The 17,039-nt window shown below is 61.0% G+C and carries 12 protein-coding genes; 7 read left to right on the plus strand and 5 right to left on the minus strand.

The annotated features are described in order from the left end of the window. Window positions 1–2: 2 nt before the first annotated feature. Together DOM27_RS10810 and DOM27_RS10815 are read right to left on the minus strand one after the other, a co-directional pair. The gene (locus DOM27_RS10810) at window positions 3–641 is read right to left on the minus strand and encodes a lytic transglycosylase domain-containing protein (RefSeq protein ID WP_110656446.1); all 639 of its coding nucleotides are present in this window, start codon (window positions 639–641) and stop codon (window positions 3–5) included. 33 nt (window positions 642–674) lie between these two features. Beyond that, window positions 675–2,384, minus strand: a complete 1,710-nt coding sequence (locus DOM27_RS10815; RefSeq protein WP_110655994.1) for a proline--tRNA ligase — start codon at window positions 2,382–2,384, stop codon at window positions 675–677. 346 nt (window positions 2,385–2,730) lie between these two features. On the opposite strand from DOM27_RS10815, the gene DOM27_RS10820 reads away from it, so the two are divergent. The 3 genes from DOM27_RS10820 to DOM27_RS10830 all read left to right on the plus strand — a co-directional run bounded on the left by DOM27_RS10820 (window position 2,731) and on the right by DOM27_RS10830 (window position 5,043). Next, the gene (locus tag DOM27_RS10820; RefSeq protein WP_110655995.1) at window positions 2,731–3,336 is read left to right on the plus strand and encodes a Yip1 family protein; all 606 of its coding nucleotides are present in this window, start codon (window positions 2,731–2,733) and stop codon (window positions 3,334–3,336) included. 139 nt (window positions 3,337–3,475) lie between these two features. Then, complete coding sequence (locus tag DOM27_RS10825; protein WP_110655996.1) at window positions 3,476–3,898, plus strand: hypothetical protein; 423 nt, start codon at window positions 3,476–3,478, stop codon at window positions 3,896–3,898. Window positions 3,899–3,987: 89 nt separating this feature from the next. Beyond that, window positions 3,988–5,043, plus strand: a complete 1,056-nt coding sequence (locus DOM27_RS10830; RefSeq protein WP_110655997.1) for a zinc-binding metallopeptidase family protein — start codon at window positions 3,988–3,990, stop codon at window positions 5,041–5,043. A 134-nt stretch (window positions 5,044–5,177) separates the two neighbouring features. Here DOM27_RS10830 and DOM27_RS10835 read toward each other — a convergent pair whose 3' ends face one another. Both DOM27_RS10835 and DOM27_RS10840 read right to left on the minus strand, forming a co-directional pair. Next, window positions 5,178–6,176: an alpha-E domain-containing protein gene (locus tag DOM27_RS10835; RefSeq protein ID WP_110655998.1), complete on the minus strand. Its 999-nt coding sequence runs from the start codon at window positions 6,174–6,176 to the stop codon at window positions 5,178–5,180. 4 nt (window positions 6,177–6,180) lie between these two features. Continuing rightward, complete coding sequence (locus tag DOM27_RS10840) at window positions 6,181–7,635, minus strand: circularly permuted type 2 ATP-grasp protein (protein WP_110655999.1); 1,455 nt, start codon at window positions 7,633–7,635, stop codon at window positions 6,181–6,183. 261 nt (window positions 7,636–7,896) lie between these two features. On the opposite strand from DOM27_RS10840, the gene DOM27_RS10845 reads away from it, so the two are divergent. From DOM27_RS10845 to DOM27_RS10855, 3 genes are all read left to right on the plus strand, one after another. Continuing rightward, window positions 7,897–11,304: a transglutaminase family protein gene (locus DOM27_RS10845; RefSeq protein WP_110656000.1), complete on the plus strand. Its 3,408-nt coding sequence runs from the start codon at window positions 7,897–7,899 to the stop codon at window positions 11,302–11,304. A 302-nt stretch (window positions 11,305–11,606) separates the two neighbouring features. Further along, entirely contained in the window at window positions 11,607–14,135 is a 2,529-nt protein-coding gene (locus DOM27_RS10850) for a circularly permuted type 2 ATP-grasp protein (RefSeq protein WP_110656001.1), read from the plus strand. A 43-nt stretch (window positions 14,136–14,178) separates the two neighbouring features. Beyond that, window positions 14,179–15,081 carry a transglutaminase family protein gene (locus DOM27_RS10855; protein WP_110656002.1) on the plus strand — a complete coding sequence of 301 codons (903 nt, stop codon included), beginning with the start codon at window positions 14,179–14,181 and terminating at the stop codon, window positions 15,079–15,081. A 52-nt stretch (window positions 15,082–15,133) separates the two neighbouring features. On the opposite strand, the gene DOM27_RS10860 is transcribed toward DOM27_RS10855, so the two are convergent. Further along, on the minus strand, window positions 15,134–16,327 hold the full coding sequence (locus tag DOM27_RS10860; protein ID WP_110656003.1) for a benzoate/H(+) symporter BenE family transporter: 1,194 nt from the start codon (window positions 16,325–16,327) through the stop codon (window positions 15,134–15,136). 156 nt (window positions 16,328–16,483) lie between these two features. Between DOM27_RS10860 and DOM27_RS10865 the strand changes: the two genes are divergently transcribed. Continuing rightward, on the plus strand, window positions 16,484–17,035 hold the full coding sequence (locus DOM27_RS10865) for a helix-turn-helix domain-containing protein (RefSeq protein ID WP_110656447.1): 552 nt from the start codon (window positions 16,484–16,486) through the stop codon (window positions 17,033–17,035). The last annotated feature ends 4 nt before the right edge of the window (window positions 17,036–17,039 follow it).

Below are 17,039 nucleotides of genomic sequence, written 5' to 3' on the forward strand. Positions count from 1 at the left end.
TCTCAGCGATCCACCCACCAGCGCAAGAACCACGCCTGCATGACCAGTTCGGGATAGATCGTGCGCCCCAGGCTGCCGTTGTAGCGTGCCAGGGCGTGTGTCCAGTCCCCATTCTCGCGATCGAGATAGTGGGCCAGGATCGTACAGCCGTAGCGTAGATTGGTATCGATATCGTGAAGATCGTCCTGCGTTCGGCCGATTTCGGCTTTCCAGAACGGCATCACCTGCATCAGGCCAAGCGCGCCAGCTGATGAGACCGCGTTCGGTTCAAAGCGGCTCTCTACATCGATCAATGCCAGGACCAGTTCCGGCGGCAGCTGGGCCCGACGGGCTTCGGCGTGGATGCGCTCCAGCAGCGCCAGCCGGGCATGGCGGGACGGGTAGGCCTCGGGTTGACGCTTGGCCAGCCGCGACTGCATGTCCAGTAGCCACACCTGAGCGTCGAAGGCATCTTCGAAACCATCAGGTGCCGCCATGACGCGAGACAATGCATCCAGCAGATCCTGGGCCGGTGGCTCGTCGAGGCGATCGACTGAATATGAAGGCTCGCTCGACTGCTGCGGCTCATCCGGCTGCTGCGCCAGGGCAGCAGCGCTCGTCAGCAGAGTGGCGACGACGAACCCGAACGTCGTCGCCCTCATGACCGAAAACCGCGCCAAGACGATGTCATACGATCAGGTGAACCGGGTATCCAGGAACGATCGGAGATCTTCCAGCGCCACCATGGTGACGTCGATGTCGCGGCGCCCCTTGTATTCCAGTTCGCCGTTGTCCAACCCGCGATCGCCGATCACCAGGCGATGGGGAATGCCCATCAATTCCTGGTCGGCGAACTTGACGCCGGGACGCAGGTCGCGATCATCCAGCAGTACGTCGATGCCGGCATCCGTCAGCTCCTGGTAGAGCTTGTCGGCAGCCTCGCGAACCCGTTCCGATTTGTGGGCGTTCATCGGCACGATGGCTAGCCGGAACGGCGCAATGGCGTCGGGCCAGATGATGCCGCCGGTATCGTGGTTCTGCTCGATGGCTGCTGCCACCACGCGAGTGATACCGATACCGTAGCAACCCATCCAGAGCGTCGCTGGTTGACCGCCGTCATCGAGCACGGTGGCATTCATGGCCTTTGAGTATTTCTGACCGAGCTGGAAGACGTGGCCGACTTCGATACCGCGGGTGATCGATAACGTGCCTTGACCGTCGGGCGACGGGTCGCCCTCGACCACGTTACGCAGGTCGGCGACTTGCGGTAGCGGCAGGTCGCGCTCCCAGTTGATGCCGAACAGATGATGATCGTCGACGTTGGCGCCAGCGCCGAAATCGCTCATCAAGGCCACGCTGTGATCGACGATCAGCGTCAGCGGCAGCTTGACCGGGCCCAGCGAGCCGGGCCCGGCGCCGATGGCAGAACGAATCTCTTCCTCGCTGGCCATGGTCAGCGGCGCGGCGACGGCCTCGAGGTTCTCGGCCTTGATCTCGTTGAGCTGATGATCGCCGCGCACCATCAGCGCGATCAGGCCGCCGCCGGCGGCATGTACGATCAGCGTCTTGACGGTCTTCTCGATGGGCAGGTCGAAGCCTTCGACCAGCGCAGCGATGGTGCGCACGCCCGGCGTGGGAACCTGACGCAGGGTTTCCTGCGGGGCAGCTCGCTCGGCGCCTTGGGGCGGCAGCGCCTCGGCCTTTTCGATATTGGCGGCGTAGTCGGAGCCGGTAGAGAAGACCACGGCATCTTCGCCGGAATCGGCCAGAACATGAAACTCGTGCGAGCCGGTGCCGCCGATAGAACCGTTGTCGGCAAGGACCGGTCGAAAATCGAGGCCCAGCCGGGTGAATATTCTCACGTACGCGTCGTACATCCGCTGATAGGACGCCTTGAGGCCATCTTCGCTACTGTCGAACGAATAGGCATCCTTCATGATGAATTCGCGTGAGCGCATCACGCCGAAGCGAGGCCGGATCTCGTCGCGGAATTTGGTCTGGACCTGATAGAAGTTCGTCGGCAGCTGCTTGTAGCTGCTGATTTCGCGTCGTACCAGATCGGTAATGACCTCTTCGTGAGTCGGCCCGACGCAGTAATCGCGCTGATGGCGATCCTTGAGTCGCAGCAGTTCCGGGCCGTACTCGTCCCAGCGGCCGGATTCCTGCCATAGCTCGGCGGGCTGTACTGCCGGCATCAATACTTCCTGCGCACCTGCACGGTCCATCTCCTCGCGGACGATGCGCTCGACTTTGCGTAGAGTCCTCACGCCGACCGGCAACCAGGTATAGAGACCCGATGTCAGGCGACGGATCATGCCGGCGCGGAGCATCAATTGGTGGCTGACGATCTCCGCGTCCGCGGGCGTTTCCTTGAGGGTCGAGATCTGTAGTTGGCTGGCACGCATGGAGTGTTCTTTCCTGTATTCATCAGCGTCAAGTGGAACGCGGTATATGCTCGATATGACGTGATCGGCAGTGATTCGTCGGGTCGCCAGTATAGAGATGCGAACTGCGGGCGGGGAAGGGCGACCGGTAAAAAGCCGCGGCTAATGCTTCGATACATGCCAGGACAGAGCAGGCGACGCGCGTCCGGCCTCGAACATTGGCCTTTCCCCACGAGCAATCTTTTTTATCTCGTAATCTTTCCTATAGTGAAAGCAAGGGCCGCATCCGGCATCGTCGGGAAGGCGAGCGGAGCAGGACACCATCGCAAATCCGTCGTAGGCGGCCCGCGGCGGCGGGAGGTGTGTCATGATTCATCACGTCTGGGGACTGCTCACGCATCCCAACCGCGAATGGCAGCAGATCCGTGGCGAAAACGAAACCGTTTCGCATTTTTACGGCTCCCATGTGCTGCTGATGGCTGCCATCCCGGTCGTTTGCGCGTTCATCGGTACCACGGTAGTGGGCTGGCACTTCGGCACCACCGAAGACGGACTGGCAAAAACCGTCAGCGTGTCGGCGCCGACTGCGGTATTGCTGGCGATCATCTTCTACGCGCTGATACTGGGCGCCGTCTGGTTGATGGGCAATGTGATCCATTGGCTGGCACGTCGTTATCCGGAGCGCCCGGACCTCAACCACTGCGTCGTGTTCGCGGGTTACATGGCGACGCCGATGTTCCTGAGCGGCGTGGTGGCGCTCTATCCACTGGTATGGCTGTGCCTGCTGGCGGGCATCGCGGGGCTCTGTTACACGGTCTATCTCGTCTACGCAGGTTTGCCGTCCTTCCTGGGTATCGATCAGCATGAAGGCATGCGCGCGTCAAGCGCGGCACTGGCCATTGGTGTTCTGGTGCTGGAAGCCTTGCTGGCGATCACCGTACTGCTCTGGGGTTATGGCGCATCGCTGGTATGACTCGGTAACGGCTCTGCTGACGCCCGGAGGTTAAGAACGGGCGTCATCCTCATGCTTCTTCTGCAGATATCATCTGGACTTGTCGTCCGATGATGGATTAGGTTACTTCGCGTAACTTCTCTGTCATTGGAATTTCGCGATGCAACCTCGTTTTCGACGCTTTGTGGCCGGCGCTGTCGTGGGCGGCTTGATGCTGTCACTCACCGGCTGTGGCACGCTCTTCTATCCCGAGCGCAAGGGACAACTTCAGGGCCGTGTCGATCCCGGTGTGGCCATTGCGGATGGACTGGGCTTGCTATTGTTCATCGTGCCTGGCGTGATTGCCTATGCGGTGGATTTTTCCAATAACACCATCTACCTGCCGGGGCCTCACGAGGCATCGATTGATCGCGTCCATTACGTAGGCCAATTGAACGCGGTTTCTCTGGCTTCGATGATCGAGACGCATACCGGACATGATCTCGCCACCGAGGGGCATAATACCGTCGTTGAGCGGGTAGCCACGCTGGATCAGGCTCTGTCGAAAATCGAGTTCGACAATCGAGACATCGCCGACTCGTGAGTCCGGCATAATTTGCTAATCTGCTTGTCTGGCCTCCGGAAAATACCGCCGTCGGCGGTATCGCGCCATTGCTGATAGGGAGATTGGTCATGCGGACTTTCGAATGCCATCACTGTAATCCGCCGAGTCGGCTTTTCTTCGACAACACCCAGTGCGTCATCTGCGATGCCGAGGTCGGCTGGTGTCCTGCCTGTCACGCCATCGCTGCGATGATCCCCGACAATGAGGTCGGCTATCGCTGCGCCAATAGCGGCTGCGGAACGGCGCTGGTGAAATGCTTCAACTATGCCAGCGAGCACGTCTGCAATCGGATGCAGACACCCAAGGACCATGCCGCCTATGGCGGGCTCTGCGATTGCTGCCGTCACAACGCTGTCATCCCCGATCTATCGATCGACGGCCACCGCGAACGCTGGGCTTCACTCGAGGCCGCCAAGCGTCGACTGTTCTATACGCTGGATCTGATCGGTCTGCCGCATCCTTCATCGCAAGACGATTCGCCGTTGCCGTTGAGTTTCGCGTTCATGGCCGACGCCCTGCCGGATGCGGGGCTTTGGCGTACGACCGGGAGTAAAGAGAAAGTCTACACCGGTCATGCGCAAGGGTTGATCACGATCAACCTGATGGAAACCGACGACGCCGAACGCGAACGAATGCGGGTGGATATGAACGAGTCCCACCGGACGTTGATCGGGCATTTCCGGCATGAGATCGGGCACTACTACTGGGATCTGTTGATCAAGGGGCAGGACGAGGACGCCAGCCGCGCGATCTTCGGCGACCCTGACGATCCGACCTACGCGGAAGCCTTGGAAAGTTACTACGAGCAGGGGCCGAACCCGGACTGGGCGAGATCTCACGTATCGGCCTACGCCACCATGCACGCTTGGGAAGATTTCGCCGAAACCTTCGCTGCCTATCAAGACATCGTTGCCGTACTGGATACCGCGGAGAACCTGGGAATGCGACGTGCAGCCAATGACGGCGGCATCGACGGCATGATCCTGGCCTATCAGCAGGTAGGGCTGGTACTCAACGAGCTCAATCGTGAAATGGGCTTGCTCGACATGGTGCCGCTGGTCATCACGCCGGCGATTCGAGACAAGCTCGACTACGTCCATCAAGTCGTAACGCGCATCGGATAGTACCGCGCCTAGCATCGCGCATTGGGGAGGATCGCGCGGCGTGGCGGGCTTCGACTCATGCCTGATGGCTTCGAGAGGATGACAAGGCCGGCCGGCCTTGTCGTTAAACGGTATCGTTGGCCCGTGCCGTTGGTTCAGTCCTCGTCATCGTCGACGAGTGCGGATTGTTCCTGACTTTGCGACGCCATCACCGGCCGCTCGCTCACGGCGAAATAGGCGCTGGCAATGGCTTCGTGAAGGTTGTTGAAGCCGATCTGGAATTCATCGATCAGCCGGTGCAACTGTTCCGGCGCGCGGGCCAGTGACTGAACATCCGCTTCGGCGACTTCGGCGCGGACCAGCGCGGCAACCGCCAGCGGCCGGTCGTGATGGGGCAGCGACTCCAGTTCCCAGCTGACCTCTTCCAGACTGCGCAGGACGGAGCGGGGCAGGGCGTGGTTCTGCAGCAGGAAACGCAGCACATCCGGCCCGCGTACACGCAACCTCACCTGCTGGCGGTACATCTGATAGGCGGTCAGTGACTTGAGCACGCTCATCCATTGCAGATGCTCGAAGGGAATCAGTTCTTCCGGGTTGCGCGGCAGCAGATTGTTGGAGCGCACATCGATAATGCGGGTGGTCATGTCGGCGCGTTCGAGATGACGGCCCAATGACAAAAAGGTGCGCGCTTCGGTGTGGCTCAGCGTACCCTCGATCAACCCGGTCAGCGTCTGGCACGCTCGCGTCACGCTCTTCAGGAAGCCGTCGCGGCTACGGGGCGTCAACCCGGCGAGCGTCTGCTCGCTGATCTCGAGATAGCAATGGTTGATCTCTTCCCAGATTTCCCGCGGGACCACGTCGCGGGTCGTGCGCAGGTTTTCTCGAGCGTTAGCCATCGACGACAGGATCGAACTGTCGTGTTCACGGGACAGGCACAGAAAATCCACCACGTTGCGTCCGTTGCGCTCCGCGTAGAGTGCATCGAACACCTCGCCGCTACCGGTGATATCGATCAGCGTCGCCCAGCTCAGCGCCGCCTTGCCGGGCATGTCGAGCAGCAGATTGCTGTTGACGCTGATTAGCCGGGCGGTGTCCTCGGCGCGTTCGAGGTAACGTGCCAGCCAGTAAAGATTCTCGGCAACTCGTGACAGCATGATCTCATTCCCCCTCGGTTTCGACGATCCAGGTGTCCTTGCTCCCGCCGCCCTGGGAAGAGTTGACCACAAGCGAGTCCTTCACCAGTGCTACCCGCGTCAAGCCGCCCATGGTGACGTGAGTTTCGGGACCGGACAGGATGAACGGACGCAGATCGACATGACGTGGCTCTGGCGTGCCGTCGAATAGTGTCGGCGCGGTGGAGAGTGCCAGCGTGGGCTGGGCCATGTAGTTGCGCGGGTCGGCCTCGATACGCCTGGCGAATTCCTGGCGCTCCTCTTCAGTCGCGCGGGGGCCGATCAGCATGCCGTAGCCTCCGGACTCGTTGGCCGGCTTGACCACCAGTTCGTCGAGATGTTCGAGTACATAGCGACGATCGTCTTCTAACATGCACAGGTAGCTGGGTACGTTGGGAATCAGCGGTTCCTGATCGAGATAGTACCGGATCAGCTTGGGCACGAAGGCGTAGACGACCTTGTCGTCCGCGACGCCAGCGCCTGGGGCGTTGGTCAGTGCGACCTTGCCCGCACGCCAGGATCGTATCAGCCCCGGCGTGCCTAGCATGGAGTCCGGGATGAAAGCTTCCGGGTCCAGAAACAGGTCGTCGACGCGCCGGTAGATAACGTCCACGCGCTTGAGTCCGTCGACGGTGTGCATATGTACGACATCGTCGTCGTCCACTGTCAGATCGGAACCCTGCACCAGTTCCACGCCCATCTGCTGTGCGAGATAGGCGTGTTCGTAATAGGCCGAATTGTATATGCCGGGCGTCAACACCACGATCTGGGGCTCATCATGGGGACGCGGCGACATACTCGCCAGCATGTCGTAGAGCTGGGCGGGGTAGTCATCCAGCGGCAGAATACGACCGGTTTCGAACAGCTCGGGCAGGACCCGCTTGGTGACATTGCGGTTCTCGAGCATGTAGGAGACGCCGGATGGAACGCGCAGGTTGTCCTCGAGCACGTAGATCGTGCCATTGCCATCGCGAACCAGATCGGAGCCGCAGATATGAGCCCATACCCCATGAGGTGGATCGATACCCATGCACTGCGGCCGGAAGTTGACCGACTGGGCCAGCACCTCCTCGGGGAACACCCCATCCTTGATGACTTTCTGGTCATGATAGAGATCGTCGATGAACAGGTTCAACGCATCGACGCGCTGTTTGAGACCGGCCTCGACGGCGCGCCATTCGTTGGCCGGAATGATGCGGGGGACGATATCGAACGGCCAGGCCCGGTCGATGGTGCTGCCCTCGGAATAAACGGTGAAAGTGATGCCCATGGTCCGGATGGCGACTTCCGCCGCGATCTTGCGTTCGTTGAGTTCCTTGGACGTAAAGCTCGAAAAGATGTCGCACAGTGGCTTGGCCGCGTCTCGTGGCAAACCGTTGGCATTGAGCAGTTCGTCGTAGAAGTGCTGGCTCGGGTACTGCTTCCAATCCACATTGCCCATGGGAGAAGACTCCTGTCTGCGGGTTCGAAGACGCCTTTATTGGGTGTTATCGCGTCGCCCGTCGCGGCAAAACCGTTTATATAGACGTAGATCAAGACGTGTATGGAAGAATTCGGTCGCCGATATTCGGCATACCTTCATCAGCATAGTGAGAAGCGCATGCGGGTGTCACGCCGAACGCCTACGCTGATAGCCTGAATTTGCTCAATCGTGCTCGCGGGCACTCACGACCAGATCGTCAATCGACCCAAGAGATCGACCATGACCCTACGTGTTGCGCTGTCTCATCGCACGTCCTACGTCTTCGACCGTTCGGTTCATCTGTCACCGCACCTGATTCGACTGCGGCCGGCTCCGCACTGCCGCACGCCGATCGAAGCTTATTCGCTGGAGATTTCGGCCAAGCCGCAATTTCTGAGTTGGCAACAGGATCCCTTCGGCAATTTCATCGCTCGCGTGGTGTTCCCCGAACCGGTGACGCGACTGGATGTGGCGGTGGAGGTGATCGCGCCGATGACGGTGATCAACCCATTCGATTTCTTCGTCGAGAACTACGCCGAAAATTATCCGTTTGCCTATCCGGAGGCACTACGCAAGGAGCTGGCGCCCTATCTCGAGATTGGCGAGCGCGGCGAGCGCTTGATGGCCTGGCTGGCGGAGGTTCCCAGAGACGTTCGCGGTATCGCCGATTTTTTGGTGATGCTCAACCAGCGTCTGCAGCAGGACATAGGCTATCTGGTGCGCATGGAAGCCGGTGTGCAGAGCGCCGAGGAGACGCTGGAGACGGCGCGTGGTTCGTGCCGTGATTCTGCCTGGCTGCTGGTCCAGATTGCGCGTCATCTCGGATTGGCGGCACGTTTCGTATCCGGTTATCTGATTCAGCTGACGGCAGACGTCAAGGCGCTGGACGGCCCCTCCGGGACCGAGACCGATTTTACCGATCTTCACGCCTGGACCGAGGTCTTCGTTCCCGGGGCGGGCTGGATCGGCCTCGACCCGACTTCGGGTCTATTGGCCGGGGAAGGGCACATTCCGCTGGCGGCGACGCCGGAGCCGATTAGTGCCTCACCGATCGTCGGCTACTCGGACGAGTGCGAAGTCACGTTCGATTTTTCCATGAGCGTCGAGCGCATCCACGAAGATCCCCGCGTCACCCGCCCCTATAGCGATGAACAGTGGCGGTCGGTCGAACGTCTCGGTGAACAGATCGATCGCCGCCTGACCGCCGGCGATGTGCGTTTGACCATGGGCGGTGAGCCGACGTTCGTGTCGATCGACGACATGGAGGCCGATGAGTGGAATACTGCCGCCCAGGGCCCGACCAAGCGCAAACTCTCCGGCGATTTGCTCAAGCGGCTGCGACGTGGCTTCGCGCCTGGGGGGCTGCTGCACTATCGTCAGGGCAAGTGGTACCCGGGTGAGCCCTTACCGCGTTGGGCGTTGGCCTGTTACTGGCGCAAGGACGGCAAGTCCGTGTGGCATGACGAGCGCTGGTTGGCCGACGAAGGCGCTCAGTCTGGTCATGATGCCGGGGACGCGCTGCGGTTCGGCGAGGCATTGGCCGAACACCTGGATGTCGATGCCAATTATCTGTTACCCGGATACGAGGACGCCTTTTACTATCTGTGGCGCGAGCAGACCCTGGCCGTGGATGTCGACCCGCGCCAGCACGATCTCGCCGATGACGAAGAGCGGCGACGGCTGGCGCAACTACTCGAACACGGGTTGGGCAGCGTGGTCGGGTACGCGCTACCGCTGCGCTACGCACCACGATTGAGGGGATGGCAGAGCGGCGAATGGCCGCTGCGTCGTGACCACCTTTATCTGATTCCTGGGGATTCACCGATGGGGCTGCGCCTGCCGTTATCGTCGTTGCCTCAGGCGGCGTTTCGCGGCGTTGATCAGCCGGGTTCGCTTTGGGTGGCGCCGACTTCGCTGGACGATCCGCATATCGGGGTGACGCGGCGCTATCAGGCGGTGCGCCAGGTCTTGGCAGCGCACGGCTCGGAGGCGAACGATCATCGAGAGAATGCCGAGAGCCTGCCCTATAACGCCTTGAGCGGCGGTCGCCGGCCCGGGCGCGCGGGACTGGCGGAGGCTGCTGACGAGGTGGTCAATGATCAGCCCGCCTTGATCAACGACCAGCCGCAGACCATCAACACCAGCCTATGTCTGGAAACGCGAGCCGGGCAGCTCTACGTTTTCGTGCCGCCGATGACTCGGCTCGAGCACTATCTCGAGCTGATCGCGGCCATCGAGCAGACGGCAGCCATGCTCGAGATGCCGGTCTTCGTCGAGGGTTATCCTCCGCCCGCCGACGCGCGACTCAAGCAGTTCATGATCACCCCGGATCCCGGTGTGATCGAAGTCAATATCATGCCGGCCGAGAGCTGGCCGGCGTTGGTAGTGCAGACCGAGACGCTCTACGAGGAAGCGCGACAGACCCGGCTGGGGGCAGAGAAATTCATGCTCGACGGTCGGCACACCGGGACCGGGGGCGGCAATCATGTCACCTTGGGAGGTGCCACGCCGGCGGACTCTCCCTTCCTGCGGCGACCGGCACTGTTGGGCAGTCTGGTCAGCTATTGGCAGCGACATCCGGTGCTTTCCTATCTCTTTTCGGGACTCTTCGTCGGGCCGACTAGCCAAGCGCCACGGATGGACGAAGCGCGCCATGAGTCCTTGTACGAGCTCGAAATTGCGCTGGCGCAACTGAGCCGCGAAGAGGCCGCGCAACCGTGGCTGGTGGACCGGCTGTTCCGTCACCTGCTGACCGATCTCACTGGCAATACCCATCGTGCGGAATTCTGTATCGACAAACTCTATTCGCCGGACAGCGATACCGGTCGTCTCGGTCTTCTCGAGTTGCGCGGTTTCGAGATGCCGCCGCACCCGCGCATGAGCCTGATGCAGGGCCTGCTGGTTCGCGCGCTGGTCGCGCATTTCTGGGACCGTCCGGCTTCTGGTGGTCTGGTGCGCTGGGGAACGGCGCTGCATGATCGCTGGATGTTGCCGCACTACCTCTGGCGTGATCTGGAGGAGGTACTGGGCGATCTCTGCAACGATGACATGGATTTCGATCTCGAGTGGTTTGCGCCATTTCTGGAATTCCGTTGCCCGGTGTTGGGGCGTGTCCATTATCAAGGGCTGGAGCTGGAGCTGCGCCAGGCGATCGAACCCTGGCACGTTCTCGGCGAGGAGGCTTCCGGCGGCGGCACCTCACGCTATGTCGACTCGTCGGTGGAGCGGCTACAGGTCAGGGTCAGCGGCATGAGTGGCGATCGCTATGTGGTGACTTGCAATGGGCATCGCGTGCCGCTAAGGCCGACCGATCGCAACGGGGAATCGGTTGCCGGCGTGCGCTATCGTGCCTGGCAGCCGCCCTCTGCGCTACATCCGAGAATTCCAATCCATGCGCCGCTGGTGTTCGACATCGTGGATACCTGGAATCGGCGCTCGATCGGCGGCTGCACCTATCACGTCTCGCACCCGGCTGGACGTAACTTCGAACGCTTTCCGGTCAACGCCAACGAAGCGGAAGCGCGGCGTCTGGCCAGGTTCGTCGCGCATGGTCATCGGCAGGGCGTGCACGACGTGCCCGACGTGGAAGTCAGCCGTGAGTATCCGTTTACGCTCGACCTGCGTGAACGGAGCGCAGGAATCGACTAGCGGCGTGGCTCAACCTCTATATGATAGGTGCCGATATAGATCTCTGTCGGTGACACGACAGTTATGGCGTTTTCGTAGCGCGCCCGGTGGTCAGCAGTCGATCGGGTTGCGTGAAGGGCCTAGCCTGACACTCGTTTCAATCAACCTCCGTACTTGAGCAATAGTTCTTGAGCGTTGGTTTTGAGTGTTGGTTTTCTTGATTGAAGGGAATCGACGATTTCGTCGCGTCTCATGGCACCGGCAGGAGTCCGGTGATGACCGGCCGCTGGGAGGGAGCCCCGGCGCACACGTAGATAAAAACGATGCTGGCGATCGAAGCACTTCGCACTTCCTGGCTGGAAACCTATGCTCCCGGCGGCGCTCACGATGCGTTGATCGCGGACGACGGATCGGTGCGCCAGCGCTGGCTACCGCTGTTGCATCAGTTGGGTCAGTTGGGACGGGACACGTTGGTCCAGCGAGCTGATGAAGTGCAGCATCTGCTGCATGAAAATGGGGTGACGTACAATCTCCCCAACGACGAAGCTGGCAGCCGACGCCAGTGGTGGCTGGATCCGTTACCGTTGGTGATTTCGCCTCAGGAATGGCAACACCTCGAACAGGGTTTGCGGCAGCGCAGCCGGTTGCTGGCCGCCGTGCTCAAGGATATCTATGGGCCGCGACGGATGCTGGCGGAGGGTGTGCTGCCGGCCGATGCGCTCTATGCCAACCCGGCTTTTCTGCGGCCTTGCGATCAACTGCTGAGCGAGGAGGATCCAGGGCTGCTACTGCACGGCGTGGACTTGACCCGTAACGCGCAAGGGCACTGGCGAGTGCTGGCGGACCGTGTTCAATCCCCCTCGGGCATGGGATTCGCGTTGGAAAACCGCATCGCCATGTCTCGTGCCTTGCCGGATCTCTATCGCCGGGCGCCACTACGACGGCTGGCGGGTTTTCTGGGGGCTCAACACCACTCCCTGTCATCGTTGTCACGCCTCAACTTCGATCATCCTACCATTGCCCTGTTGGCGCCGGGCCCTGGCCACGATAGCCATTTCGAGCATGCCTATCTGGCCAACTATCTCAATCTGGCCCTTGTCGAGGGTAGTGATCTGGTGGTCCGTGATTCCAGGGTCTGGATGCGCACTCTGGGTGGCCTTCAGCCAGTGGACGTGTTGCTGCGTCATATCGGCGATGCCTGGAGTGACCCGCTGGAACTGCGCGGCGATTCTCTGATCGGCGTGCCCGGCTTGCTCGAAGCGATTCGAGCCGGTGGCGTTGGCGTGGCCAACCCTCCTGGGGTGGGCGCACTGGAACATCCGCTGATCGCGGCGCATCTGCCGATCCTTTGCGAGCGCTTGCTCGGCGAGATGTTGCAGATCGAGGGCATCGAACGTCACTGGTGTGGCTTGCCGGAAGGGTTGGCCTGGGCGATGGCCGGCTTCGATACCCTCAGCTTCCAGTGTCTGGACGAGGGCGCGAGCCTGGTTTCTCCCAGCGATTTGAGCAAGGACGCAGCGGGCCATCTGCGTCGGTCGATCATCGACCATCCTGATCGTTACGTCGCGCAGCAACCGGTGGTGGCGGCGACTGTGCCATTCTTCAGTCGTGACTGTGCCGAGCTGACACCGTCGTCATTCAATCTTCGCTGTTTCAGTCAGGCGACTTTCGATGCCGATTATCGTTTCAGTGGCTACGATGTCATGCCCGGCGGGGTGGCCTGGCAGGGTGCCCCGGGGACCGCGATGCGATCCAGTCAGTGCGTCAAGGATGTCTGGGTCACCGCGGATGAGCCGCAGCCCCATGTCAGCCGTCTGCGGCGTTCACGTCAGCCGCTGGTGGTAACGCGGGATGGCGCCGATCTGCCGAGCCGTGTTGCCGATAGCCTGTTCTGGGTGGGACGCTACGGTGAACGTCTCGAGGGACGGTCCCGACTGCTGCGGGAAGCGCTTTATCGCTTGCTGGAGCAGGATCAGGAAGGGCTGGTAGATGAAACCCTGATCGACCTCCTGCATCTGCTCGAGCCCGATACGGCATTGCCTGGCGAGCTGCCGGTGGAGCTCTTCGTTGCGCACCGGGAGCGTCTGCTGGCGCTATTTCAGGAGAGCCGGGACGGTAGTCTGCCGATGCTGATTTCCCGCATGGTCAATAACTGCCGCGCCGTGCGCGACCATCTCGGCGACGACGCCTGGCGCGTCTTCAATCAGCTACGTCAGGAGTCCACCCGACTGCCCTCTGCCGGGATCGATCAGGGTCGTCGATCGGTCGAGACACTGATCACTCAGCTGGCGGCTTTCTTCGGCCTTTGCAACGAGACCATGCCGCATCATTTCGGTTGGCGCTTCATGGATATCGGTCGCTTCCTCGAGCGAGCGCTGGCCACCTTGAGACTGTTGCGGCTGGCGTTGATCGATTCCATCCACGCAGGCGAGTCGCTATGGGATGTGGTCCTGGCGACGACCGATAACGCGACGGCCTATCGGCGGCGTTACCGTAGTGAGCTGCATCCTGCAGCCATTCTCGACCTGCTACTGTTCGACGAGGCCAACCCGCGCTCCGTCGGTTACATGTTCAAGCGCCTGGAGCGTCAGATCGAACGTCTGCCCCAGCCGAGCAATACGCCCTATCGCAGCGATGAGGCACGACTGTTGATCAAGGCCCGTTCAGCCCTCCATCTCGCCGACCTGGAGCTGTTGGCGAGGCTCGATGATGACGAAGAGGCCAAACGTGCGCTGGCGGAATTGCTCGATGCGCTGACGGCACCGCTCGATGCGCTGTCGCTGGCCATCGAACACAGCCATTTCAGTCACGTCGAAGCGCCGCGCCAGCTGGTGCCGATGCAAGCGCAATAGATTGCCATGACCGTCAGTCGTCATCTCGTTACAGGATTCTTGCATGCGCTACTGTGTTCGCCACACGACTCGCTACGACTATGCCTCTCCGGTCTCTCTGTGCCATAACGAGGCGCGGGTCACGCCGCGGGAGCTCCCATGGCAGAAGGTCGAATCCACTGAACTCCTGATCGAGCCGCGCCCTGCGATCGCCAGCGAGCGAGTCGACTTCTTCGGCAATCGGGTGACGCGTTTCAGCATTCAGGAGGTCCATACGAGGCTTTCGGTCACCGCGTTGACTCGTCTCCACATCCAGGGACGACCGCGACCGCCGAGGGACGTCGACGATGACTGGCAATCGGCCACAAGCCATGCCGCTCGAGCGCCCGAACTTCGTCAGTTTCAACTGGATTCACCGTTCATCGTGCGGGAACCTGCGCTGCGTGCCTTTGCGTCACCCAGTTTTCCGGTCGGCCGATCGTTACTCGAGGCGCTAGAGAATTTTAACCGCAGGATCTTCGAGACGTTTACCTATGATCCCGACTTTTCGACCCTGGCGACGCCAATCCTGAAAGTGCTTCAGGCTCGACGCGGCGTCTGTCAGGACTTCGCGCATTTGATGATCGGTGGTCTGCGCTCGCTAGGCCTTTCGGCGCGTTACGTCAGCGGTTACCTGGAAACGCTACCGCCGCCCGGGCAACCTCGTTTGATTGGCGCCGATGCGTCACATGCGTGGATCGCGGTACATGTCCCGAACTGGGGTTGGCTGGAATACGATCCGACCAACGGCAGCCTACCGGGTGATCGCCACATTATTTTGGGGTGGGGGCGTGACTACGGTGATGTGCCGCCGCTTACGGGAATCATGAATGGTGGTGGTGCGCACAAGCTCGATGTTGAGGTGGATGTCGAGCCGCAGGGAGATGATGACGAGAATGCGCGACAGGGCGCGCTGAACGGCATCTGATGCGCGTCCTCTTGCGCTGGCGAGATCATTCGGGGCCCGCGGTCACCCTGGGTCAGTGACGACGCGGTTTTGATAGAATGAATAGCGCCAGCAAGCCAGCTACTAGCCCCCAGAATGCTGCGCCGATGCCGAACAGCGTCACGCCGGAGCCTGTCACCAGGAACGTGATCAGGGCAGGCTCGCGCTGATGACTTTCGAGCAGGGCCCGGTGAAGACTGCCGCCAATGGTGGAAAGCAGCGCCAGACCGGCGATTGCCAGCACCAGACCTGGTGGCAACGCATCGAATAAGGTCCCGATCGATCCACCGAAAAGCCCGGCCAGAAGATAGAATCCGCCAGCGCAGACAGCCGCCGGGTAGCGGCAGTTCAGGTCGGGATCGACCTCCGGCCCCATGCAGATCGCCGCGGTGATGGCGGCCAGACAGACACTGAAAGCGCCGAACGGGGCCAGAATGAGTGTCGCCAATCCGGTCCAGATCATCAGCGGCGAAATCGGCGTCTCATAGCCGGCAGCACGCAGTGTGGCAACGCCAGGGGCGTTCTGCGAAGCCATTGTCACCACGAACAGCGGAATACCTACGCCGATCAGGCTCGATAGCGAGAAAGTGGGCCAGACCGGTTGAGGCATGATCATGATCAGGTCTGCCTGGCGTGTGTCGATCTCTCCCAGTCCACCGGCCACGCCGAGTCCGACCAGCAGCACCAGTACGATGGCGTAACGGGGTTGCCAGCGTTTGGCAGCGAGATAGGTCAAAAACATTGCCAGTACCAGAACGAAATCGCCTTCCAGCGAGGCAAAGGCGTTCAGACCGAAACGCAGCAGCACCCCAGCGAGCATGGCGGCGGCTATCGATGACGGGATGATCTGCATTAGCCTGGCGAACCAGCCAGTGATGCCGCAGATCAGGATCAGGACCGCGCTGAATAAAAAGATCCCGATCGCCTCGCTCAGCGGGATGCCTGGCAGACTGACTGCCAGTAGCGCCGCGCCCGGCGTCGACCAAGCCGTCAGAATGGGTTGGCGATAGCGTAGCGAGAGACCGATCGAGGTAATACCCATGGCCAGGCCAAGTGCGCTTAGCCAGCCGCCGATCTGAGCGGGGGTTGCACCAGCGGCCGCTGCCGCCTGGAAAATGATCACCGCAGAGCTGGTGTACCCGACCAGGACCGCCACGAAACCGGCCGTGACGTGTGACAGGGTGATCCTGGGTAAGGCGAATCCTCGCCCCGTCGGTAAGCGATCCATAGGAGGCATCTCGATGACGATTATGGATGTGCGTTATAACGCACACGATGAGATGATGGCAATGTGCGTGATAGCGCACGACACGATTATTCATGCCAGCTGACCCCACACCCTGAAGTCGAGATGTCGGCAGTGCGACACACGGGAGACAACATGATGGACGCGGATATCTCGGCCATCGGCCGTCACTTGAAAAAGCATCGCGCCGAGCGAGGATGGAGCCTCGATCGAGTCGCTCGGGAATGCGGTGTGAGTAAGGCGATGTTGGGGCAGATCGAACGTGGTGAATCTACGCCGACCGTTTCGACGCTATGGAAAATAGCCGGTGGGTTGCGACTACCCCTTTCACGATTTCTGGTGGCGGAAGGTTCTGCGCTACAGCGTCCGAGATCGGGTCTACGGCATCATGATGCCTCGGGCATGATCGTGACGCCGTTGTTCGCGTTCGATCCTGCGCTGGGGTTCGAGATGTTCGTGATCGAGCTGCCCCGGGGCACGCTAAGCGAATCGGCGTCCCATGCGATCGGCGTCATCGAGCATTTGATCGTGCTGGAAGGGGAGATGGAGCTGCGACTCGACGGCGAATGGCAATTCCTGTCTGCCGGAGAGGCCGTGCGTTTCCCGGCGGATCAACCCCATGCCTATCGCAACCAGTCCCGAGCCTCGGCCAGAATCCATGATCTGATTCACTATCCGTTTAGCTCCTGAAACC

Origin of the sequence: Salinicola halimionae, assembly GCF_003206065.1 — a bacterium.
In the GTDB taxonomy this organism is placed as follows: Bacteria; Pseudomonadota; Gammaproteobacteria; order Pseudomonadales; family Halomonadaceae; genus Salinicola; species Salinicola halimionae.